This window comes from Lentzea alba (assembly GCF_047445655.1).
Classification (GTDB): Bacteria; Actinomycetota; Actinomycetes; order Mycobacteriales; family Pseudonocardiaceae; genus Lentzea; species Lentzea alba_A.
This window is the reverse complement of record NZ_JAJAEG010000001.1, coordinates 118,180-138,797: the sequence shown is the minus strand read 5'-3', so window position 1 is coordinate 138,797 and position 20,618 is coordinate 118,180. Positions and strand designations below refer to the sequence as shown.

Below are 20,618 nucleotides of genomic sequence, written 5' to 3'. Positions count from 1 at the left end.
GGTATCGGCGCGCGTGTCCGTGTGAGTGGTGCGGATGTCACGGGGGAGTGTGCGTGAGTGGCGTCGTGAGGGCGTGTGGTCGGGTGCCCGCGTGGCTGGCGTGGATGTGAAGCGGCTGCGTGTGTGAGTGGCGTTCGTGAAGGCGCGCGGTTCGGCGTCGGCCTGGGGGGCCCGTGCGAGTGGCTTGGATGTGACGGGGGTGTGGGCGTGAGTGGCGTGGATGTCCGTGGATGTGACGGGGGAGCGTGCGTGAGTGGTGTGGTGTTTGTGAAGGCGTGCGGTCCGTGATCCGCCTGGTGATCGTCGACGACCACCCGGTGGTCCGCGACGGCCTGCGCGGCATGCTCGCCTCACCGGACTTCTCGGTGGTGGGCGAGGCCGCCTCGGGTGACGAAGCCGTCGCGGTCGTCACGGCGGTATCGCCCGACGTGGTGCTCATGGATCTGCGGATGCCGGGTTCCGACGGGCTTTCCGCGATCGAACGGCTGCGCGACCATCCGTGCCGCGTCCTGGTCCTCACGACCTACGACACGGATCGCGACGTGCTGCCCGCGATCAAGGCCGGCGCCACCGGCTACCTGCTGAAGGACACGCCGCGCGACGAGCTGCATCGCGCCATTCACGCGGCGGCGTCGGGCGAGGCGGTGTTGTCGCCCGCGGTGGCTACGAGGCTGTTGGGGCAGGTGCGTGAACCTGCGTTGGAGCCGTTGTCCGGGCGGGAGCTGGACGTGCTGGCGTTGGTGGCTAAGGGGTCGACCAACCGCGCGGTGGCGGCGGCGTTGTTCATCTCCGAGGCGACCGTGAAGACACACCTGCTGCACGTCTACGCGAAGCTCGGGGTTTCGGACCGGGCTGCGGCCGTGGCGGTGGCTTACGAGCGCGGGTTGCTGAGGGGGCGTGAGCGGTGATTCCGGGTTTTGAGAACGATCCGCTCGTCGAGGGCGACGAGTACCTGGACCGGCCGTTGTTCTGGCCGAGTCACCTGGGGTCGTGGCTGCGTGACGAGAAGGCGCAGGAGCTCGCGTTCGGCGCGGACTGGGAGGCGGCCGAGGAGCTTCACGCCGAGCTCGGTTCGGCTGACCGCTGGCCGGTGTTCAGCGTGCCCGTGTTCAGCGGGTGCGTGATTCGTGTGATCTACCGCAACTTCGAAGGTGACGCGGGCGTCGACTACGTGCTCCACGACCCGGCGGCGGGGGAGGCGCTGCTCCTCGCCAGCGACGAAGGTTCGTTCCGCGGGCCGGGGCTGTCGTGGCGGGAGCTGGACGGCGTGGCCACCGACGCGCGGTCGTTGCTGTTGCTCTTGCCGATGCTCGGTGACGCCGACGTGCCGCTGGGCGCCACCGATCGCGTGGCCGCTGCTCTCGCCGAGCTGACCTGGGTCGAGGAGCCGGAGTTGCTCGCCGGGCTGTTGCTGGACGAGCAGGGTCAGTGGGGCCGCGCGAACTGGCGCGAGCGCGACGGTGTCTGGATCTGCGACGGCGCCTACAGCGACCGCTGCCCGCACAACGGGACGTCCTTCATCCCGGAGCAGCTCGCCAAGGTCAGCGCGGCGCTGAACTGAGGGCGGGTCGAACCGGGCCCGGTGGTGGTCAGGCCCGGTGAGTGGCAGCGCCGCCGCAGTCCCCCGCGGCGGGGCCACTTCGGTTGGCCCCGCCGCCTGCGGCAACTCCCCCTTGCCACTCCCTCACCCCTCGCGATGTAGGAACTCGCGCCAGTCGCCCAGATACGAGATGTCTCGAATGTCACCCGACTGGAGTAGCGGTGAGTCCAGGACGGCGTCCCGCAGGACGGTGGCCAGGGCGGCGCTGCCGTCCTCCAGTTCGATGACGCCGATCTCCAGCTCCGGTGGTTCGGCGGGGACGAGGTGGTCGCGCAGGATCTTCAGCGGCAGGTCGTAGAGCTCACCTACCACCGAGGCCGAGCCCGACTCGTGCATCGCGGGGAACTTCCCCCGCACCGAGAAGTACCGGTACTTGGGCGCACTGCGGGCTCGGCAGACCATCGGGGTGCCCTGGAGTTGCGAGTGCAGCGGGCCGCCCTGCATGCCGCCGCCGTTGAGGAAGATCAGTGCCATGGTTCTCCTGACCTGGGGAGTGGATCGGGGAGGACAGCGTGGACAGCGGCAGGCCCGTGCCGCCGTGTCGCAGGGCGACCAGTTCGGCGGCGATCGACACAGCGGTCTCGGCAGGGGTGCGGCCGCCGAGGTCCAGGCCGATCGGTGAACGCAGGCGAGCGAGTGCGGCGTCCGAAACGCCCTCCGCGCGCAACCGTGAAAGGCGCTCGGCGTGCGTGCGGCGGGAGCCCAAGGCGCCGACGAAGGCCAACGGGCGGGACAACGCCTCGGTCAGCACGGGGATGTCGAACTTCGGGTCGTGGGTCAGAACCACCACGGCTGTCGAGGAGTCGGTCGGCGTCGAAGCGAGATAGCGGTGCGGCCAGTCGACGACGACCTCATTGGCAGCAGGGAAGCGTGAAGGAGTGGCGAACAGCGGGCGGGCGTCGCACACCGTGACGTGGTAGCCGAGGAAGCGCCCGATCTCGGCCACGGCGGCGGCGTGGTCGATGGCGCCGAACACCAGCAGGCGCGGCGGAGACAGCCACGACTCCACAAAAGTGCGGCCCTCAACGGAAAAGCGCACCGACAGGGGGTGTCCGTCCAAAGAGGCCTGGAGGGCCGAGCGCAGAGAAGGACTGTCGCGCTGCACCAGGACGTCCAGCGAGCCGCCGCACGTCAGGCCGACAGAGAAAGCGGTGTCGTCCGAGTAGCCGAACGTTGCCAAGGCGGGCGAGGAGGTCGCGAGCACGGTGCAGGCGAGTTCGTAGACCTCGGCTTCCACGCAGCCGCCGGACACGCTGCCGATCACCTCGCCGGACGGGCCGACCGCCATCGCGGCGCCCACCGGGCGGGGTGCGCTGCCGCGGACGGCTACCACCGAGGCGACCGCGAAGCGGTCCCACGACAGCAAAGTCGATGCCAGGTCACGCATGAGACCTCCAGGAACGAGAGCCTCGGCCAGGTGGCCGCCTGGCCGAGGCTCGCGGGTCACTTGCCGCTGATCAGGTCCACAGCGAAGTACACGGCGAACATCAGGGCGAGGCTCGTCATCAGCCAGCCCGGCCAGCGGCCCTTGCAGACGCGCAGGACCACGTAGGACACGAGGCCGGCGCCGATGCCGTTGGTGATCGAGTAGGTGAACGGGATGATGGCCACGGTCAGGAACACCGGGATGGTGAAGTCCGTGTCCTGCCAGGGGATTCGGCGGATCTGGGTCATCATCAGGCCGCCGATCACCACCAGCGCCGGGGCCGCTGCCTGGGCGGGTACGACGGTGGCGAGCGGGGTGAAGAGCAACGCGACCAGGAACAGACCGCCGGTGACCAGTGAGGCCAGGCCGGTTCGGGCGCCTTCGCCAACGCCCGCCGCCGACTCCAGGAACACGGTGTTCGGAGCTGAACCCGTTACGCCACCGGCGATCGCGCCGGCGCCGTCGACCATGAGGATCTTGCCCATGCCCTCGACGCGGCCGTCACGGGTGAGGCCCGCTTCGTCGGACACCGAGGTGATGGTGCCCATCGCGTCGAAGAAGCCGGACAGCACGAGCGTGAACAGGAAGATCGTCGCCGCGATCACGCCCGCCGACACGAAGCCGCCGAACAGGTCCACCCTGCCGAACAGGCCGAAGTCCGGTGAGCCGACCACCGAGGAAGGCAACGAAGGCTCGACCAGGCCCCAGCCCTTGACGTTGAACGCGGAGTTCACGATCACGGCGACGACCGTGGCCACCACGATGCTGATCAGGACGGCGCCGGGCACGCCGCGCGCCATCAGGACGATCATGAGCAGCAGGCCGAGGCAGAAGATCACGATCGGCCAGCCGCTGAGGTGGCCGTCGATGCCCATCCGCACGGGCACGGTCGAGCCGACGGCGTCCGGCGTGCGGGTCACGAAACCGGCGGAAACCAGGCCCACCAACGCGATGTAGAGGCCGATGCCCACGGTGATCGCGATCTTCAACGGTTCGGGGATCGCGTTGATGATCCGTTCGCGGACGCCGGAGGCGGCCATGATCACGATGCACACGCCCTCCAGCACCACCAGGCCGAAGGCTTGCGCCCACGTCATGGTCGGCGCCATCTGGAAGGCCACCACGCCGTTCACGCCGAGGCCCGCGGCTATCGCGAGCGGTGCGTTGCCGACGAGTCCCATCAGGACGGTCATCACGCCGGCCGCGAGAGCGGTGGCGGTGGTGATCTCGGCGATGGTGAGCTTGGCTCCGGTGATGTCGGCGGAAGCGCCGAGGATCAGCGGGTTGAGCAGCACGATGTAGGACATCGCGACGAACGTCGTGATGCCGCCGCGCACTTCACGGCCGAAGGTGCTGCCGCGTTCGTTGATGCGGAAGAACTGATCCAGGGCAGACGACTGCCGGGTTCGTAACTGAGTCATGGAGGGGCGGCCTTTCCCATGCCGGTGGGCGCGTTCCAACGCCGGAACGCAATTAAGCGATGCAAGCTCCGGTCAGCGAAAAAAGGCTTTTGGCCTAGTAGTCGATACGAGTCGCGAGTGACATCCACGCGGTGAACGGGGCGTTGTCCTCGCCTGTGGAGATCTGGTGCACGGGCAGGTCCCAGTCATCGCGGGACTTGCTGAAGAGCTCGTAGAACTCGCGGTCGTCGAAACCGGCCGCCGCCGCGTCGTGGCGGTCGGCGGCGTAGACGACCCTGTCCACCCGCGCCCAGAGGGCGGCGGACAGGCACAGGGGGCACGGCTCGCACGAGGAGATCAGCGTGCAGCCGGTCAAACGGAAGTCACCGAGCGCCCGGCAGGCCGCGCGGATCGCGACGACCTCGGCGTGAGCGGTGGGGTCGAGCGTGGGCGTCACCTGGTTCACGCCGGTGGCGATGACCTGGCCGTCGCGGACGACCATGGCGCCGAACGGGCCTCCGCCGGAGGCCACGTTGCGGGTGGCCAGGTCGATGGTGGCGAGCAGATGTGCGTTCACAGCGAGAAACTCTCCCAAAATGATCAAACTCAAGTACCGGTGAGATGTTCCGGGCGGACCGGGACGCGGGTGAGCGCCAGGCCGGTCGCCGCGCGGATCGCCGCCACGATCGCCGGGGTGGACGAGATGGTGGGCGGTTCGCCGACGCCGCGGATGCCGTACGGGGCATGGGGATCGGCGAGTTCGAGCACGTCGATGCTCATCGGGGGCATGTCGAGCACGGTCGGAATGAGGTAGTCGGTGAACGACGGGTTGCGCACCTTGCCGCCGGAGGTCTGGATCTCCTCCATCACCGCGAGGCCGAGTCCCTGGGCGGAACCGCCCTGGATCTGGCCCACCACGGCCTGCGGGTTCAGCGCCTTGCCGACGTCCTGCGCGCAGTCCAGTGCCACGACGCGCACCAGGCCGAGATCGACGTCCACGTCGACCACGGCGCGGTGGGCCGCGAAGCCGTACTGGACGTGCGCATTGCCTTGTCCGGTCTCGGGATCCAACGGCTCGGTCGCGCGGTGACGCCACTCGACGGTCTCGTCGATCACCTCGTCGCCGATGTCGGTCCGGCCGTCCAGCAGGCCGCGAACCACCGCACAGGCGGCCTTCACGGCGCCGCCGGTCACGTAGGTCTGGCGCGAGGCCGAGGTAGAGCCGCCGTTGCCGATCGTGGTGTCCATCGGCAGCACGGTCACGAGCTCGATGCCGAGCTCGGTCCGCACGATCTGCTGCATGATCGTCACCAGGCCCTGGCCGACCTCGCAGGCAGCGGTGTGGACAGCAGCGGCCAACTCGCCGTTGACCATCGACACGCGCACGCGCGCGGTTGAGTAGTCGTCGTAGCCCTCGGAGAAGCAGATGTTCTTGATACCGACGGCATATCCGACGCCACGCACGACACCTTCGCCGTGCGTGGTGTTCGAAACACCACCGGGCAGCTCGCGGATGTCGGTGGAGGTTCCGGCGGGCAAAGGCTTGTCCTGCACCAGTTTCAACAGCTGGGCCACGGGCGCGGCCGAGTCGACGACCTGCCCGGTGGGCATCACGGAACCCTCGGTCATCGCGTTGCGCACCCGGACGTCGACGGGCGACATTCCCAGGGCCTCAGCCAGTTTGTCCATCTGGGACTCGTAGGCGAACCCGGCCTGCACCGCACCGAATCCACGCATCGCGCCGCAAGGCGGGTTGTTCGTGTAGACGCCATACGCGTCGACCGTGACGTTGTCGACCTCGTACGGCCCAACGCCCAGAGTCGCCGCATTGGCCACCACAGCGGGAGTCGAGGAGGCGTAAGCGCCGCCGTCCAGATACATCTTCGTGCGGACGTAGACCAGCTTGCCGGTGTGATCGGCGCCGTGCTCGTAGTACAGCACGGCCGGGTGCCTGTGCACGTGCCCGTAGAACGACTCTTCGCGGTTGTAGACCATCTTCACCGGCTTGCCGGTGTGCAGCGCGAGCAGACACGCGTGCACCTGCATCGACAGGTCCTCACGGCCGCCGAACGCGCCACCGACACCGGACAACGTCAGCCGCACCTGGTCCTGCGGCAACCCCAGCGCGGCCGCGATCTGGTCGCGGTCGACGTGCAGCCACTGCGTCGCGATGTACAGGTCGACCGAACCGTCGGTGGCCGGCACCGCGAGCCCGGACTCCGGCCCGAGGAACGCCTGGTCCTGCATCCCGACCTCGTACCGCCCGGTCACCACCACGTCGGCGGTGACGTCCTGCGAACCACGGCGGATCGGGACGTGTCTCACCAGGTTGCCACCGGGGTGCAGCGGGGTGTCGTCCACGGCGGTCTCCATGTCGACCACCGGCTCCAGCACGTCGTAGACCACCGCGATCTTCTTCATGGCGCGCAGAGCCGTCTCGGGGTGGTCGGCACCGACCAGCGCGATCGGTTCGCCCTGGTAGCGCACGACGTCCACCGCGAGCACCGGCTGGTCCTTGTGCTCCAACCCGTACAGGTTGCGCCCAGGCACGTCCGAATGCGTCAGCACCGCGTAGACGCCTGGCACCTTCAACGCTTCCGTCAGATCGACGGACATGATCCGGGCGTACGGGTGCGGAGAACGCAGGGTCGCGCCCCAGATCATGTCCTCGTGCCACAGGTCGGACGCGTAGGCGAACTCGCCGCGCACCTTGAGATTGCCGTCCGGGCGCTGCGGCGACGTCCCGATGCCACCAGACACCGCGGAGGTGAGTTCGGCGGGAGTGAGGGTCATCGCGCTGCCTCCTGAAGCTTCAGACTGGCCGCGGAGAGGTCACGCGCCAGCTCGTCGGTCGACGCCGTCAGCAGAACCCCGTCCCGCACGACGACCTCACCGCCCACGATCAACAGTTTCAACGGCGGGGGCGTGCCCAGCACCAGTGCCGCCACCGGGTCCGCGATGCCCGCGTAGTCCATTCCGGACAGATCCCACACGGCGAGGTCCGCCACCTTGCCCGGCTCGATCGAGCCCAGCGAGTCGTCGCGGCCGAGCACCCGAGCCCCGCCCATCGTGCCCATCCACAACGCCTTGCGGACGTCCAGCGCACGCGGTCCGCCCCGCTGGCGCGCCTGGTGCAACGCCGCGCGCAGCTCGACGACCAGCCCACCGTCCTCATTGGACGCGGCACCGTCGACACCGAGCCCGACCGGCGCACCGGCGTCCAGCAGGTCGCGCACCGGTGCGATCCCGGTGCCCAGTCGCCCGTTGGACGTCGGGCAGTGCGCCGAACCGGTCGAAGTGGCGCCCAGTCGCTTCACCGCGTCCGACGACAGGTGCACGGTGTGCGCGAGCCACACGTCAGAACCCAGCCAGCCCAGCTGTTCGGCGTACTCGGTCGGCGTACAACCGTTCTCCGCCAAGCACTGTTCTTCCTCGTCCAGCGTTTCAGCGAGGTGCGTGTGCAGCCGAACGCCGTGGCGGCGTGCCAGAGAAGCAGCCCCGGTCATCAGTTCCCGCGACACCGAGAACGGCGAACAGGGCCCAACGGCAACGCGAATCAGCGCGTCGTCAGCGGTGGAGTGGTAGTCGCCGATCGCCTGCTCGGTCGCGATCAGCGCGGCCTCGGTGTCCTCGACCAGGTTGTCCGGCGGCAACCCGCCCTGGGACTCACCGCGGTCCATCGACCCGCGGATCGCCTCCAGCCGGATCCCGATCCGCCGCCCGGCCGACACCAGCGCGTTGAACACGTCACCGCCGCCCGACGGGAACACGTAGTGGTGATCGGCGGCCAGCGTGCAGCCCGTCAGCGCCAGCTTGGCCAGGCCTGCCGAAGCCGCGGCGTGCGTCACTGAGTCGTCGAGCCCGCGCCACACCGGGTAGAGCGTGGTCAGCCACTCGAAGAGCGTCGCGTCCTGAGCCAGCCCGCGCGTCGCCCACTGGTACAGGTGGTGATGCGTGTTGATCAGCCCCGGCGTGACCAGGCACGACGACGCGTCGACGTAGGTGTGGGACTCGTACGGGCGCGGGGATGCGCCGGACCCGACGGACTGGATCCGGCCATCAGCGATGACGACGTGACCCGAGGCGTGCTCGGTACCGGCCGAATCCACAGTGGACACCGCACAGCGGTCGAGGACGATCATCGGCGCGACGCCGCCAATCGCACGGCGTCCAGGATCTTCTCGTACCCCGTGCAGCGGCACAGGTTCCCGGCGAGCGCCTCGCGGATCTCCGGGTCGGACGGCGCCGGCACGCGGTCCAGCAGGTCGTGCGCCGCCACGACGAGACCGGGCGTGCAGAACCCGCACTGCACCGCGCCCGCCTCGACGAACGCCTCCTGCACCGGGTCCAGCTGGTCGCCGTCGGCGAGGCCTTCCACGGTGCGCACCTCGCGGTCCTGCACCTGCCCGGCGGCGACCAGGCACGCGCACACCGGCACGTTGTCCAGGTAGACCGTGCAGGAGCCGCACTCGCCCTGCTCGCAGGCGTTCTTCGAACCGGGCAGCCCGAGCCGTTCGCGCAGCACGTACAGCAGCGACTCGCCCTCCCACACGTCGTCGGCCTGGCGCTGCTCGCCGTTGACGGTCACGTTCACGCGCATTGCTGCTCCCCATCCAGAAGTTCCTGCCAGGCCCAGCCCAAGGTCCGGCGAGCCATCACCGCCAGGGCGTGCTTGCGATACGCCGCCGAGCCGCGCACGTCGTCGATCGGCGACGCGGCCTGCGAGACCAGCTCGCCGAACTCGCGCTTCACCGAGTCCAGCAGCGGCTTCGGGCTGGCGAAGTCCAGTTCGGAAGCCAGGAACTGCTCGGCTTCGTGGGCGCGTCGCGGTGTGGGAGCGGCGGACCCGACCGCCGCGCCGACCCGGTTCTCCGCGGGGAACAGCGAGATCGCGAACGAGCACACCGCGATCACCATGGCGTTGCGCGTACCGACCTTGGAGAACTGTTGTGGCCCCTTGGCAGGCGACAGGTGCACCGCCACGATCAGTTCGTCGCGCTCCAACGCGTTCCGTTTGACACCAACGTAGAACTCGGCAGCCGGGATCATCCGCGTCCCGCGCACCGAGGCCACCTCGATCACCGCGTCCGACGCCAGCAGCACCGGGTGCGTGTCCCCGGCGGGGGAGGCCGCGCCCAGGTTGCCGCCGACCGTGCCGCGGTTGCGGATCTGCGGCGACCCGACCGTTCGTGCGGCCATGGCCAGGCCCGGCAGCTGGGAGCCCAGTTCGTTGATGATCCGCACGTACGGCACACCCGCGCCGACCCGCAGCCCCTCGGAGTACGTGGTCAGCTCGGGAACCCGGGTCAGGTCCATCAGGGCGGCCGGGCGGCGGTGGTCGAAGTTGAGCTCCACCATGACGTCCGTGCCACCGGCGATCGGCACGGCGTCCGGCCGGGAGGCCTTCAGCTCCAACGCCTCCGCAAGCGTTTCCGGTCGAAGGAAGTCCATCTCAGCTACCTCGGTAGGTGGAGTAGGCGAACGGCGACAGCAGCAGCGGCACGTGGTAGTGCTGTGCCGGGTCGGAGTAGGCGAACGTGAGCACGACCTCGGGGAAGAACGGCGCCGCCTCCGAGGTGTCGAAGACCAACCGGTAGACCCCCGCCTCCAAGCCTTCACCCCATCCGGTGATCCGGCCATCGGCGTTCGTCTCAGCGGAACTCACCTCGGTCCCGTCGCGGCGCTGCAGCGACACGGCGATGCCCGAGAACGGCTTCCCGCGGGCCGCGTCCAGCACGTGCGTGGAGATCGTCACTCGCCCTCCCATCTGGTTGTGAGCCAGTACACATAGCCACAGGTCCGGACCTCTACGGCCGGGACACATGAATCAGGAGGCTCCTACACGTAACGAATTTGTGCTTTCCTACAAACACGAATGGACGAAAGTGACCTCTCATGTTGCTCCTGCGGACGTTGCTGCAGATGCCGGAACTGCGCCTGAGCCTGCAAACCGGTGCGGACCAGCTCGACCGCACGGTCACCCGCGTGTACGGAACGGAGCTGCCCGACCCCAGCCGGTATCTCTCCGGCGGTGAGCTCGTGCTGTCCGGCCTGCTCTGGCACCACGGCCCGCAGGACTCCGAGACGTTCGTCCGCTCGCTCGCGTCGGCGCGCGTGGCCGGCCTGGCCGCCTCCGAGACCGAGAACCGCGCGTTGCCCGTTGACCTCGTGGACGCCTGCGAGCGCCACAACGTGCCGCTGCTGGAGGTGCCGGTCGACCTGTCGTTCGCGACCATCACCGAACGCGTGTCGATGGAACTTGTCGGGTTGTCGAGGCACCGCCGGCTCCTGAACGTCGTGGCGGAGGGATCGGGTCTGCCCGCGTTGTTGCTGGCGGGCGGCCACGAGCTGAGCGCGTCGTGCTGGGTGCTGTCGACGACCGGGCGCGTGGTCGCCGGCGGCGAGCTGCCCGAGCGGGTGGCACTGGTCAAGGAGTTCCTGCAGGCAGACCGGTTGCCCCGGACCGTCCGGGGGATGACCCTCGTGCCCGTCTCCGAACGCGGCGGTAGCCGGCTCACCAGCTGGATCCTCGTCGTGGGCGGCGAACCACAGCAAGAGGCCGCTGCCGAGCTCGCCTCGCTCGTCGGGCTGGAACGGCTTCGTCAGGCACAGGGCCGGCAGATCGAGAACCGCACCGCCGCCCCTCTCGTTGCGGCTGTGTTGAGCGGTTCCGCAGATGTCGAGTCACGGCTGACGGCGGCTGGTCTGGAGAACGTGCGGTTGCGCGTCATCAGCGCCGTGACGTCCGATCAACGCGCCGAGCTCGCGGCCGCGGTTCTGGAGGAAACGCTGCCGCGCGCTTTGGTCACGCCTGTGGGCGACACCGTCTACTGCATCGCTCGCGCCGAGGATTCGGTGCCGGACGACGTTCGCGAGGCGGTGCGCGTGATGGAGCCCGGGCTCGGTTCGTCGCGCGTGCTCGTCGGCATCAGCTCGCCGGTCATGTCACGCGGTCTGCGTGGCGCTGCGGAGGAGGCGACGCACGCGCGCCGTTTGAGCGAACGGCGCGGTGGTCGCACGTGTGTGGTGGCGGGTGAGGAGATCGCGCTGCACCAACTGCTGCTCGCAGGCGTGCCGGAGGAGTTGCGCACTTCGTTGAGGCGCCGGCTGCTCGGTCCCGTGCTGGATTACGACGCCGAACACGGCTCGGATCTCGTGGGGACTTTGAAGGTGTTCCTCGACTGCTCCGGCTCGTGGACCGCGGCGGCAGGGAAGCTGCACGTGCACGTCAACACCCTGCGGTACCGGGTGGGCCGGGTCGAGGAGCTGCTCGGCGTCGACCTGGCCGAGTTCGAGGCCCGCGTGGACCTCTTCCTGGCGTTGCAAGCGGGGTAAATTGGACGTATGCCCCAGTCTGTTGCGGGCAACGTCGTCCTGTTCGCCATCGCGGCGGTAGCGCCCAGTGCGTTGTTCTGGGCGGTGTTCAACGTGCCGCGCCTCCTGCGCAGGCTGCGGCGCCCGGAACTGGTGTCCGAGAACCCTCCGATCGAGTGCATCGCGGCCGACCTGCGGCGGGTGCGGCGGGTGCTGTCGTGCTTCCAGCCGGGAACTCCGGCGATCAAGCGGATCGGGGCTCGGCAGGCCTACGACGGGCTGCTGATCCAAGCCTGCGCGGCGTTGGACGTCGAGCATTCGCTGGACGCCCTGCCTGAGGGAGTGGACCGCGACATCGAACGGCTGCGGCTGGAAGAGTGCCTTCGCCACAGAGGACTGTCGGTGTAGGAGATCGAACATACGTTTTACTCGCCGAGTGAGTGCGGTGCTGCAGGCATATCGGTTCGTCTTGGACCCGAGTGCTGAGCAACAGGTCGCACTGCGGTCTGGCGAAGGTCAGGGCAAACCTCGCTCAGCGCATCGCCGAACGAACTTGTGGTCTCGGCGACGATGAACTGACGCCGCCGCTGAACTGGTCTGCCTATGCCCTGCGCAAGGAGTGGAACCAGCGCAAGCACGTCGTTGCGCCTTGGTGGGCCGAGAACTCCAAAGAGGTGTACTCGTCAGGCTTTGCGAACCTGGCGACGGCCGTGGCCAACTGGAACGCCTCCACGGCTGGCAGGCGTCGCGGCGCCCGGATGCGCTTCCCCCGGTTCAAGGGCAAGCGTGCGACGCAGTCGTGCCGTTTCACCACAGGAAGTACCTGGTTGGTCGATCGCGACCGCAGGCACGTTCGACTACCCACCCTCGGCGTGATCCGGACGCACGAGTCGACCCGCAAGCTCGCTCGGCACGTGGAACGTGGCGCTGCCCGCATCCGCTCTGCCACCGTGTCGTTCAGGGCCGGCCGGTGGTTCGTGTCGTTCTCCGTGGAGATCACCCGAAACGACGTGACGCCTGCCCGCCCTTGTTCGACGGTGGGCGTGGATCTTGGCGTGAAGTCGCTCGCGGTGCTGTCTACCGGCGAAGTAGTTCCGAACCCGAAGCATCTCGAAGTTGCACAACGCGAGTTGCTCCGGCTGCAGCGTCAGCTGGCACGACGCCGAGGTCCAGGTTCTCGCGCCGAGGAGTCGTCGCAACGGTGGCGCAAGACTCGTACCCGCGTGGCCGTTCTGCACGCACGGGTGGCGAATGCTCGTCGTGACGGTCTGCACAAGCTCTCGACGCGGCTTGTCCGATCGTTCGGCGTGATCGTTCTCGAGGACCTCAACGTCGCCGGCGTGATGCGCAACCGCAGGCTGGCACGTCACGTCGCCGGTGTGGGCATGGCGGAGCTGCGACGCCAGATCGAGTACAAGGCGGCCTGGTCCGGCAGTTACGTGCACGCCGCCGACCGTTGGTACGCCAGCAGCAAGACCTGCTCGGGATGTGGTGCGGTGTAAGCCAAGCTGCGCCTGTCCGAACGCAGCTATCGGTGCGACGGGTGCGGACTCGTGCTCGATCGTGATCTCAACGTCGCCCGCAACTTGGCGTCGTTGGTGTCTTCCCGCAGTTGGTGGGTGACAGGAAACGAGCCCGATGGAAACCCACGTCAGACCCGCGCACTGCGGGCAGGGGTATCGCCACGGGAAGACCCGCGCCGACCGGCGCGGGTCAACGTCGTCCCCGCAAGGTGACGGCTGCCTGAGGTGGGCGGGCGTTCGTCCGTTCACGTTTCAGGTGACGGTTGTCAGTCTGACGGCTGACTCTTCTTGAGCCTTAAGGCTGATGCCGGAGCACGGCCGCACTTCCTACCGTTCCGCTCATGAAGACCGCCGCCTTACTCGTGGGCTTGCTGCTGGCCGGAACCACCGGCTGCGCCGCACAGCCCAACATCCGCGTGATGGTCGAGGGAACGGGCACGACGGACCAGCTCACGTACACGTTTCCCGGTGAGCAGGAACGAACCCTGCGCAACCCCGACATGCCGTTCGAACGCATGGGAGCGCGCAACGGGCGGGTGATGATCAGGCTTGAAGGCGTGAAGGGCGAGCTGACGTGCAAGATCATCATCAACGGGCGGGAGGTGCGGTCCGCTACTTCCAACGAGGGGGCGGCGCTCACGTGCGATCACTCGATGGCCGTCTGACGCAAGACGGGGAAAGACCGTAGCTTCAAGAGTCCGGGGAGGTTACGGGCGATGAGCGATGTTTTGACTGGCACCACCACAGGGGTTGTCCGCTACAGAGGCTGGAACGAGGTGCCCGCGCAGTTCCGGCCTCCGGCGCCGCCGCGGCACTTCGTCGGCAGGGACGCCGAGCTCGAGAAGATCCGGGCCGGTGGAGTGACGGTGCTGAGCGGGCCTGCCGGGGTGGGCAAGACCGCGCTGGCGCTGAAGTGGTTGCGGGACCGGGGATCCGGCGACGGGCTGTACGTCGATCTGGCCGCACCGGAGGTCCTGGGCAGGGTGCTGCGCGCGTTCCGGCTCGACGGTGTGCCCGCTGACGAGAGAGCGGCGGTGTTCCGCAGTCTCGTGGTGCGGCGGCAGCTCACCCTGTTGCTGGACAACGCCGATTCGGCCGAGCAGGTAACGCCGCTGCTGCCCGCGTCGGGCACGGTGCTGGTGACCAGCCGGAAGAAGCTGGACCTTGAGCGAGCTCACGAGATGGACGTCGAGCCGCTCACCGACACCGAACGGCTGAAAGACCTGCTCGATCTGTCCTATGTGGAGCTTCCGGAACGGCAGGCGCGGCTCTACCGGCTGTGCGCGTGGGAGTCCGGCGCGTTCGGGGTGCCGCACGCGGCGGCGATCGCGGGGGAGCCGGAGTGCGACGTCGAGGACGCGCTCGACGACCTGGTCGAGAAGTCGTTGCTGACCGAGGTGGGAGACGACGCGTTCAGGTTCCATGAGCTCGTGCGTGCTCATGCGCGCACGAAACGCTAACAATGCGTTAGGTGCGTTTAACGACATAGGGGCCGGATAAACGGGAAAACCTGGCGGTAAAGGGTTGTCCACAGCGGGTCTTCCATTCGGGAATCCGAATTGGTCATATCCTTCGCGTCATGCCGAAGGATTTCCGGGCCACGGCGCTCGAACGCGCCATCGGGCGGCAGCTGGCCGGGTGGCGCAACGAGCGGGAGCTCAGCCTCACCGAGGCCGGCCAGCGCGTGGGTTTCAGCAGCGCCAAGCTGTCCATGATGGAGAACGCCGTGCAGCCCTCGGCGGCCGTCGACATCATGGCGCTCGGATACGTGTACAAGGTGCCGACTCCGGAATGGCAAGCCGTGGTGTTGCAGACGCAGTACGCGGAACACGTCCGTACGCGCGCGCTCAACAACGCGGCGCGCTTTGATCCGGCTGCGGACTTCGCGAATCTCGTGTTCGAGTCGACGTTGCTGCGGGTGTTCACGACGGATCTGGTGCCGGCCGTCTTTCAGCTCGCGGGGTACACGCACGCCGCATTGCAGGACGACGATCCCGTGCGCACGGCCAGGCTCGCGATGGCGCGGGAGGCGTGGTCGACGCGCCTCACCGACAAAGATCCACTCGTCGTGCAGGCGGTGTTCCCGGAAGCCGTGCTGCGGCAGGTGGTCGGCGGGCCGCGCGTGATGAAGGCCCAGCTGCTGCACCTGATGGAGGTCAGCGAGCAGCCGACGGTCAGTGTGCAGGTCGTGCCGCGCGGGGCCGGGGCCTACCCGGCGATGGGGTCGCCGTTCACGTTGCTCAGCTTCCCGCACCGCCAGCACAACGACGTGGCGTACCTGGAGACGTTCATCAAGGGTGAGTACGTCGAGGACCCAGGGCTGACCGAGCAGTGCGCGCAGCGGTTCGCGAGCCTGCGCGAACTGGCCCTGGGCGAGGGCGAGTCGCTGGAGCTCATCGCCGAGGCCGCCGCTGAGCTGTAGAGATGTCGGATTCCTGAGAAAACTCCGGTTCGGCCGCCGCAGGGAGAAGGATCAGAGGCGCTCCCCAATCCGAAATAGGAGGCGGCATGTACCGCAGATTCGGTGTCCTGCTCGCGGCGGTCCTGGGCGTCACGCTCACAGCCGCGGCGCCGGCCACCGCAGACGCGTCCAAGAGCTTCCCCACCGAGTTCTCCCTGCCCAACGGGTGGCAACCCGAAGGCATCGCGATCAGCGGCACCAAGGCCTACTTCGGGTCGCGGGCCGACGGGTCGATCTACGCGGCGGACCTGCGCACCGGTCAGGGCAAGGTGTTCGCGAAGGGGCCGGGCACGCCGTCGCTCGGCATGAAGGTCGATGAGAAGAAACGGCTGTGGGTCGCGGGTGGTGTTGGCGGCGACGGACGCGTCTACGACACCCGCACGGGCGCGTTGCTGGCGAAGTTCCAGTTCGCGACCACTGACACGTTCGTCAACGACGTCGTGCTGACCGGCAAGTCGGCGTGGTTCACCGACTCGCGCAAGGCGGTGCTCTACCAGGTGCCGCTGAGTCTGAAGCCGCACCGGACCCTGCAGCTCACCGGCGACCTCGCCGTCACGCCCGGCCAGACGAACCTCAACGGCATCGTCACGGGTCTCGACGGTGACCTCATCGCCGTGCAGAGCAACCTCGGCAAGCTGTTCCGGATCGATCCTCGCAGCGGAAAAACGATCAACATCAATTTGAGCGGTCAAACACTGACCAATGGTGATGGGTTGTTGCGTGAGGGACGGCAGTTGTACGTGGTGCAAAACAGGTTGAACAAAGTCGCGCGCTACACGCTCAGTCGTGACGGATCCTCGGCAACGCTCGCCGCGGAACACGAGGACAAGCGCTTCGACGTTCCCACGACGGTGGCCGCGTTCGGCAAGCGCCTCTACCTGCCGAATGCCCGCTTCACCACGCCGCCCACGCCCGACACGACCTACAACGTGGTCGCGATCGAACGGCCGTAGAACTCCAGCTGAACTAGCCCGTACGGGGGTTCTTGCCTTGTGAGAACCCCCGGACCGGGTGTTGCACCGCTCACTCGACTGGGTAGCCTGCCAACCGCGTACTGCGTGTGATCGCTGTCATTGGGTAACGATGATCTCTGCTTGTTACCGTATTGCAGCCGAAGGAGTGACTCGGGTTACCCGCAGCGCTAGCCGTGGGACACAGGAGACCGTGAGAAGCGCTGTGAACGAGAAGAGCGGTTACACACCGACCAACTACCGGACCATTCGGTCCCGGCTGGCCGGTGTCGTGGTCGTACCAAGCGTTGTCTTGCTCGTCATGTGGGCCGTTTTCTCCTCTTACACCGTTTTCGACGGTTTCTACATGCGCTCGATCGCGTCGAGCGTGAAGGACGTGACGATCCCGTCCGCCGAGGCGTTCGTCGGGCTGCAGAAGGAACGTCAGCTGAGCCTCGTGCTGCTGAGCCGGACCGGCGGCACCGACGCGGCCGCGCTGAACCTGCAGCAGGAGCAGACCGACGAGGGCGTCCGGAAGATGAAGGACGCGTTCGCGGAGCTCGCGGACAGCTCGCCGCAGGACATCCGGGACCGGATCAACGCGCTCAACACGGTGCTGGACCAGCTGCCGCGGCACCGCGGTGAGGTCGAGGCCGGCCGCGCGAACCCGCAAGAGGTCTACGACTACTACAACAGCCTCGTCGACTCGGGCGTGGCGTTGTTCTCCCGGCAGGCCCGCCTGGTGCCGGACGCCGAGGCGAGCCAGGCCAACGTGCAGGCCGTCACGATCTTCCAGGCCGCCGACTGGATGTCCCGCAGCGCCACGATCGGCTCGCGCGGGTTGCTCAACGGCAAGTTCACCCCCGCCGAGCGCGTTGAGTTCGTACGGCTCGTGGGCGCCTATCACTCCAGTGTCGACTCCACGATCCCGTACGCGCTGGAGCAGCCGCGGGTGCAGTACGACGCGCTGCGCAGCACCGGGGAGTACCGGACGCTGATCGACCTCGAGGGCAAGCTGATCAACGGCGATCCCGGCGTCACCGAGCAGCAGTGGCGGGCGGCGACCGCGCCGGTGCACGAGAAGCTCGTGCAGATCGCGGTGCGGCAGGCCGAGGACGGCGCCAACCTGGGGCTCGACAAGGCCACCAGCCGGTTCACCGCCGTGCTGATCGGCAGCCTCATCGCGTTGCTCGCGGTGGTGGTCGGCATCGTGCTGGCGTTGCGGATCTCGAACCGGCTCGTGTCTCGTGCCCTGGTCACGCGGCTGGCGTCGCTGCGGGAGGACACGCTGCGGCTCGCCCAGGAACGGCTGCCGCACATCGTGGCGCGCCTGCGCGGCGGTGAGCAGGTGGACGTGCACCGCGACATGCCGCCGTTGGACTACGGCAACGACGAGATCGGCCAGGTGGCGGACGCGTTCAACACCGCCCAGTACACGGCCGTCGCGGCGGCGGTGAAGGAGACGCAGGCCCGCGAGGGCGTGAACCGGGTCTTCCTCGACATCGCGCACCGCAACCAGGGCCTCGTGCACCGCCAGCTCAAGATCCTCGACAAGCTGGAGCGCGAGGAGGAGAACCCCGAGCAGCTGGACTCGCTCTTCCAGCTCGACCACCTGGCGACGCGGGCCCGCCGCAACGCGGAGAACCTGATCATCCTCGCCGGGGAGCAGCCGGGCAGGCAGTGGCGCAAGCCGGTGCGGCTGAGCGACGTCATCCGCGCCGCGGTCGCCGAGACCGAACAGTACGTCCGGGTCAGGGTCAACCCGGTGCCGGACCGCGCGCTGGTGGGTGTGGCTGTCGCCGACACCATCCACCTGCTCGCGGAGCTCGTCGACAACGCGACGGCGTTCTCGTCGCCGCGGTCCGAGGTGATCGTCCACTCCAGCGCCGTGCCGCACGGGATCGTGATCGAGATCGAGGACCACGGTCTCGGCATGACGCAGGAGGAACGCCTCCAGGCCAACGCGAAGCTCTCCAACCCGCCCGATTTCGAGACGATGGCGTTCCGGGGCGAATCCCGGCTGGGGCTGTTCGTCGTCGCTCGGCTCGCCGCACGGCGGGGCATCAAGGTGGAGCTCCGCGACTCGCCGTACGGCGGCACGGTGGCGTTGTGCGTGCTGCCGCCGAACATCGTCGCCCCGCACAACACCGCGGGCGACATCACCGAGACCACCCAGATGCCGGTGCGGTCGTTCCACGACCAGCACCACGGGCACGTCGAGGACCACCCGAGCTTCCCCGTGACGGTGAACCCCGAGGTGCAGGCGGCGCTGAACGCACAACTGAACAAGGCGGTGAACTCCGCGGCTTCCGCAGCCGTTCCCGCAGTAGACGCATCGGTGGACGAACCAACCCCAGCGGCACCACCCACGGACGGGAAGGCTCCCCTTCCCCGCAGGAAGAAGCGGCAGAACCTCGCGCCGCAACTCATGCAGTCCGCGGAGGAGCCGCCCCACGCCGAGCCGGTGACCGGCGAAAGGTCGGCCGAGCGGACCCGTGACGGGCTCGCCGCGTTCCAGCGCGGCACCCGTGACGCCCGGCTGACCGACGACTGGAGATCAGAAGGAGCCCCCTCGTCATGAAGGACAACACCAGCCAGCACGGCGAACTGAACTGGTTGCTGGAGGACCTGATCCAGCGCGTGGTCGGCGCGCGCCACGCGGTGGTGCTGTCCGCCGACGGACTCCTGCTCGGCCGCTCGGCCGGCCTGTCCCGCGACGACTCCGAGCACCTGTCCGCGATGGCGTCGGCGTTCCAGTCGCTGGCCCGCGGCACCGGCCGGCACTTCGGCGGCGGCGCGGTGCGGCAGACCATCGTCGAGATGGAGCACGCGTACCTGTTCGTGACGGCGGCCGGCCACGGCGCGTGTCTCGCGGTTCTGGGCGAGGAAGACGCCGACATGGGCATGATCGCCTACGAGATGAACATGCTGGTCAAGCGGGTGGGCACCTACCTGTCGTCGGCCCCGCGCGCAGAACAGGCGACCGTGCCCACGGCACGAGAGTCGCGCTGATGACCGCGCGGGAGGACTGGTGGTACGACGAGGCCGCGGGGCCGCTGGTGCGGCCCTACGCGATGGTGCGCGGCCGCACCCGGCCGAACGCGCCTGATCTACACCTCGTCACCCAGGTCCGCGCCTCCTCATTTGCGGCCGACCAGACGTCGCTGACGGTCGAGCATCGCGAGATCATGGCCCTGTGCGCGCGTCCTTTGTCCGTGGCCGAGGTGGCCGCCTACCTCGACGTGCCGCTCATCGTGGTGAAGGTCCTGCTGTCGGACCTCATCGAGCGCGGTGACGTGCTCGTGCAGAACTCGTCCCCCCAGATTCCGGACCGGGATCTCCTGCAGGCAGTACTGGATGGTGTTCGTGGGATCTGACGACCAGCTGACCGTGCCGACCGCGGTCAAGATCGTCATCGCGGGCGGGTTCGGCACCGGCAAGACCACCATGGTCGCGTCGGTGTCGGAGATCGAACCGCTTCGAACCGAGGAACTGCTCACCGAAGCCGGTGTGCACGTCGACGACCTCGCCGGGATCGAGGGCAAGGACACCACGACCGTCGCCCTGGACTTCGGGCGCATCACCATCAACACCAAGGTGGTGCTGTACCTGTTCGGCACGCCGGGGCAGAACCGGTTCTGGTTCATGTGGGACGAGCTGGCGACCGGTGCCATCGGTGCGGTGGTGCTGGTGGACACGCGGCGGCTGGACTCGTCTTTTCCGTCGATCGACTTCTTCGAGCACCGCGGGATTCCGTTCGTGGTGGCGGTGAACTGCTTCGACGGGGCGCAGCTCTACACCGTCGACGAGGTTCGGCACGCGTTGGATCTGGACGACGCCATCCCGGTGGTGCTTTGTGATGCCCGTGATCGGGAGTCGTCGAAGTCGGTGCTGGTCGGGCTGATCCAGCATTCGATGAATCGGCTGGAAGCGGCCGTGTAGTG

General features: G+C 68.2%; 20 protein-coding genes and 2 pseudogenes. 13 read left to right on the top strand and 9 right to left on the bottom strand.

Annotation, left to right across the window (positions count from 1 at the left end; all coding sequences use genetic code 11):
* Positions 1-284 precede the first annotated feature (284 nt).
* The gene (locus tag LFM09_RS00670; RefSeq protein WP_414094663.1) at positions 285-908 is read left to right on the top strand and encodes a response regulator; all 624 of its coding nucleotides are present in this window, start codon (positions 285-287) and stop codon (positions 906-908) included.
* Positions 905-1,561 (top strand): hypothetical protein, encoded by a 657-nt coding sequence (locus LFM09_RS00665; RefSeq protein ID WP_414094222.1) that lies wholly within the window; start codon positions 905-907, stop codon positions 1,559-1,561. Before LFM09_RS00670 ends, LFM09_RS00665 begins: the two co-directional genes overlap by 4 nt.
* A 123-nt stretch (positions 1,562-1,684) precedes the next feature.
* Here LFM09_RS00665 and LFM09_RS00660 read toward each other — a convergent pair.
* The 9 genes and pseudogenes from LFM09_RS00660 to uraH form a co-directional block, all read right to left on the bottom strand.
* Positions 1,685-2,005: pseudogene (locus LFM09_RS00660) on the bottom strand (gamma-glutamylcyclotransferase); the annotation flags it as partial.
* Positions 1,902-2,987, bottom strand: a complete 1,086-nt coding sequence (locus tag LFM09_RS00655; protein ID WP_414094221.1) for an XdhC family protein — start codon at positions 2,985-2,987, stop codon at positions 1,902-1,904. The gene LFM09_RS00655 and the pseudogene LFM09_RS00660, both read right to left, overlap by 104 nt.
* 56 nt (positions 2,988-3,043) lie before the next feature.
* On the bottom strand, positions 3,044-4,447 hold the full coding sequence (locus LFM09_RS00650) for an NCS2 family permease (protein WP_414094220.1): 1,404 nt from the start codon (positions 4,445-4,447) through the stop codon (positions 3,044-3,046).
* 94 nt (positions 4,448-4,541) lie between these two features.
* On the bottom strand, positions 4,542-5,003 hold the full coding sequence (locus LFM09_RS00645) for a nucleoside deaminase (RefSeq protein ID WP_414094219.1): 462 nt from the start codon (positions 5,001-5,003) through the stop codon (positions 4,542-4,544).
* 29 nt (positions 5,004-5,032) lie between these two features.
* Positions 5,033-7,219 (bottom strand): molybdopterin cofactor-binding domain-containing protein, encoded by a 2,187-nt coding sequence (locus LFM09_RS00640; protein ID WP_414094218.1) that lies wholly within the window; start codon positions 7,217-7,219, stop codon positions 5,033-5,035.
* Positions 7,216-8,568 (bottom strand): 8-oxoguanine deaminase, encoded by a 1,353-nt coding sequence (locus tag LFM09_RS00635; RefSeq protein ID WP_414094217.1) that lies wholly within the window; start codon positions 8,566-8,568, stop codon positions 7,216-7,218. Before LFM09_RS00635 ends, LFM09_RS00640 begins: the two co-directional genes overlap by 4 nt.
* Positions 8,565-9,026 carry a (2Fe-2S)-binding protein gene (locus LFM09_RS00630; protein WP_414094216.1) on the bottom strand — a complete coding sequence of 154 codons (462 nt, stop codon included), beginning with the start codon at positions 9,024-9,026 and terminating at the stop codon, positions 8,565-8,567. The genes LFM09_RS00635 and LFM09_RS00630 overlap by 4 nt, the downstream gene beginning before the upstream one ends.
* A complete protein-coding gene (locus LFM09_RS00625; protein WP_414094215.1) occupies positions 9,017-9,877 on the bottom strand; it encodes an FAD binding domain-containing protein in 861 nt (286 codons plus the stop codon). The genes LFM09_RS00630 and LFM09_RS00625 overlap by 10 nt, the downstream gene beginning before the upstream one ends.
* 1 nt (position 9,878) lies before the next feature.
* Positions 9,879-10,193, bottom strand: a complete 315-nt coding sequence (gene uraH, locus LFM09_RS00620; RefSeq protein ID WP_414094214.1) for a hydroxyisourate hydrolase — start codon at positions 10,191-10,193, stop codon at positions 9,879-9,881.
* 128 nt (positions 10,194-10,321) lie between these two features.
* Here uraH and LFM09_RS00615 point away from each other — a divergent pair, with 128 nt between their 5' ends.
* The 11 genes and pseudogenes from LFM09_RS00615 (at position 10,322) to LFM09_RS00565 (ending at position 20,616) form a co-directional block, all read left to right on the top strand.
* The gene (locus LFM09_RS00615) at positions 10,322-11,761 is read left to right on the top strand and encodes a PucR family transcriptional regulator (RefSeq protein ID WP_414094213.1); all 1,440 of its coding nucleotides are present in this window, start codon (positions 10,322-10,324) and stop codon (positions 11,759-11,761) included.
* A gap of 9 nt (positions 11,762-11,770) precedes the next feature.
* The gene (locus LFM09_RS00610; RefSeq protein ID WP_414094212.1) at positions 11,771-12,148 is read left to right on the top strand and encodes a hypothetical protein; all 378 of its coding nucleotides are present in this window, start codon (positions 11,771-11,773) and stop codon (positions 12,146-12,148) included.
* Between the two features lie 32 nt (positions 12,149-12,180).
* Positions 12,181-13,476: pseudogene (gene tnpB / locus LFM09_RS00605) on the top strand (IS607 family element RNA-guided endonuclease TnpB).
* Between the two features lie 128 nt (positions 13,477-13,604).
* Complete coding sequence (locus LFM09_RS00600; protein ID WP_414094211.1) at positions 13,605-13,928, top strand: hypothetical protein; 324 nt, start codon at positions 13,605-13,607, stop codon at positions 13,926-13,928.
* A gap of 51 nt (positions 13,929-13,979) precedes the next feature.
* Complete coding sequence (locus LFM09_RS00595; protein WP_414094210.1) at positions 13,980-14,723, top strand: hypothetical protein; 744 nt, start codon at positions 13,980-13,982, stop codon at positions 14,721-14,723.
* Positions 14,724-14,842: 119 nt separating this feature from the next.
* Positions 14,843-15,685, top strand: a complete 843-nt coding sequence (locus tag LFM09_RS00590) for a helix-turn-helix domain-containing protein (protein ID WP_414094209.1) — start codon at positions 14,843-14,845, stop codon at positions 15,683-15,685.
* An 86-nt stretch (positions 15,686-15,771) separates the two neighbouring features.
* The gene (locus LFM09_RS00585; RefSeq protein ID WP_414094208.1) at positions 15,772-16,677 is read left to right on the top strand and encodes a superoxide dismutase; all 906 of its coding nucleotides are present in this window, start codon (positions 15,772-15,774) and stop codon (positions 16,675-16,677) included.
* A gap of 211 nt (positions 16,678-16,888) precedes the next feature.
* A complete protein-coding gene (locus LFM09_RS00580; protein ID WP_414094207.1) occupies positions 16,889-19,255 on the top strand; it encodes a nitrate- and nitrite sensing domain-containing protein in 2,367 nt (788 codons plus the stop codon).
* Positions 19,252-19,686 carry a roadblock/LC7 domain-containing protein gene (locus tag LFM09_RS00575; RefSeq protein ID WP_045312938.1) on the top strand — a complete coding sequence of 145 codons (435 nt, stop codon included), beginning with the start codon at positions 19,252-19,254 and terminating at the stop codon, positions 19,684-19,686. The genes LFM09_RS00580 and LFM09_RS00575 overlap by 4 nt, the downstream gene beginning before the upstream one ends.
* Positions 19,686-20,051: a DUF742 domain-containing protein gene (locus LFM09_RS00570; protein WP_414094206.1), complete on the top strand. Its 366-nt coding sequence runs from the start codon at positions 19,686-19,688 to the stop codon at positions 20,049-20,051. The genes LFM09_RS00575 and LFM09_RS00570 overlap by 1 nt, the downstream gene beginning before the upstream one ends.
* Positions 20,032-20,616 carry a GTP-binding protein gene (locus tag LFM09_RS00565; protein WP_414094205.1) on the top strand — a complete coding sequence of 195 codons (585 nt, stop codon included), beginning with the start codon at positions 20,032-20,034 and terminating at the stop codon, positions 20,614-20,616. Before LFM09_RS00570 ends, LFM09_RS00565 begins: the two co-directional genes overlap by 20 nt.
* The last annotated feature ends 2 nt before the right edge of the window (positions 20,617-20,618 follow it).

What these genes read in the sequence shown, in the direction of transcription:
- LFM09_RS00625 (WP_414094215.1), bottom strand. Translation starts at nt 9,877, where the DNA reads ATGGACTTCCTTCGACCGGAAACGCTTGCGGAGGCGTTGGAGCTGAAG.
- LFM09_RS00635 (WP_414094217.1), bottom strand. Translation starts at nt 8,568, where the DNA reads ATGATCGTCCTCGACCGCTGTGCGGTGTCCACTGTGGATTCGGCCGGT.
- LFM09_RS00610 (WP_414094212.1), top strand. Translation starts at nt 11,771, where the DNA reads ATGCCCCAGTCTGTTGCGGGCAACGTCGTCCTGTTCGCCATCGCGGCG.
- LFM09_RS00615 (WP_414094213.1), top strand. Translation starts at nt 10,322, where the DNA reads ATGTTGCTCCTGCGGACGTTGCTGCAGATGCCGGAACTGCGCCTGAGC.
- LFM09_RS00565 (WP_414094205.1), top strand. Translation starts at nt 20,032, where the DNA reads ATGGTGTTCGTGGGATCTGACGACCAGCTGACCGTGCCGACCGCGGTC.
- LFM09_RS00655 (WP_414094221.1), bottom strand. Translation starts at nt 2,987, where the DNA reads ATGCGTGACCTGGCATCGACTTTGCTGTCGTGGGACCGCTTCGCGGTC.
- LFM09_RS00585 (WP_414094208.1), top strand. Translation starts at nt 15,772, where the DNA reads ATGTACCGCAGATTCGGTGTCCTGCTCGCGGCGGTCCTGGGCGTCACG.
- LFM09_RS00630 (WP_414094216.1), bottom strand. Translation starts at nt 9,026, where the DNA reads ATGCGCGTGAACGTGACCGTCAACGGCGAGCAGCGCCAGGCCGACGAC.
- LFM09_RS00600 (WP_414094211.1), top strand. Translation starts at nt 13,605, where the DNA reads ATGAAGACCGCCGCCTTACTCGTGGGCTTGCTGCTGGCCGGAACCACC.
- LFM09_RS00640 (WP_414094218.1), bottom strand. Translation starts at nt 7,219, where the DNA reads ATGACCCTCACTCCCGCCGAACTCACCTCCGCGGTGTCTGGTGGCATC.
- LFM09_RS00590 (WP_414094209.1), top strand. Translation starts at nt 14,843, where the DNA reads ATGCCGAAGGATTTCCGGGCCACGGCGCTCGAACGCGCCATCGGGCGG.
- LFM09_RS00575 (WP_045312938.1), top strand. Translation starts at nt 19,252, where the DNA reads ATGAAGGACAACACCAGCCAGCACGGCGAACTGAACTGGTTGCTGGAG.
- LFM09_RS00595 (WP_414094210.1), top strand. Translation starts at nt 13,980, where the DNA reads ATGAGCGATGTTTTGACTGGCACCACCACAGGGGTTGTCCGCTACAGA.
- LFM09_RS00570 (WP_414094206.1), top strand. Translation starts at nt 19,686, where the DNA reads ATGACCGCGCGGGAGGACTGGTGGTACGACGAGGCCGCGGGGCCGCTG.
- uraH (WP_414094214.1), bottom strand. Translation starts at nt 10,193, where the DNA reads ATGGGAGGGCGAGTGACGATCTCCACGCACGTGCTGGACGCGGCCCGC.
- LFM09_RS00650 (WP_414094220.1), bottom strand. Translation starts at nt 4,447, where the DNA reads ATGACTCAGTTACGAACCCGGCAGTCGTCTGCCCTGGATCAGTTCTTC.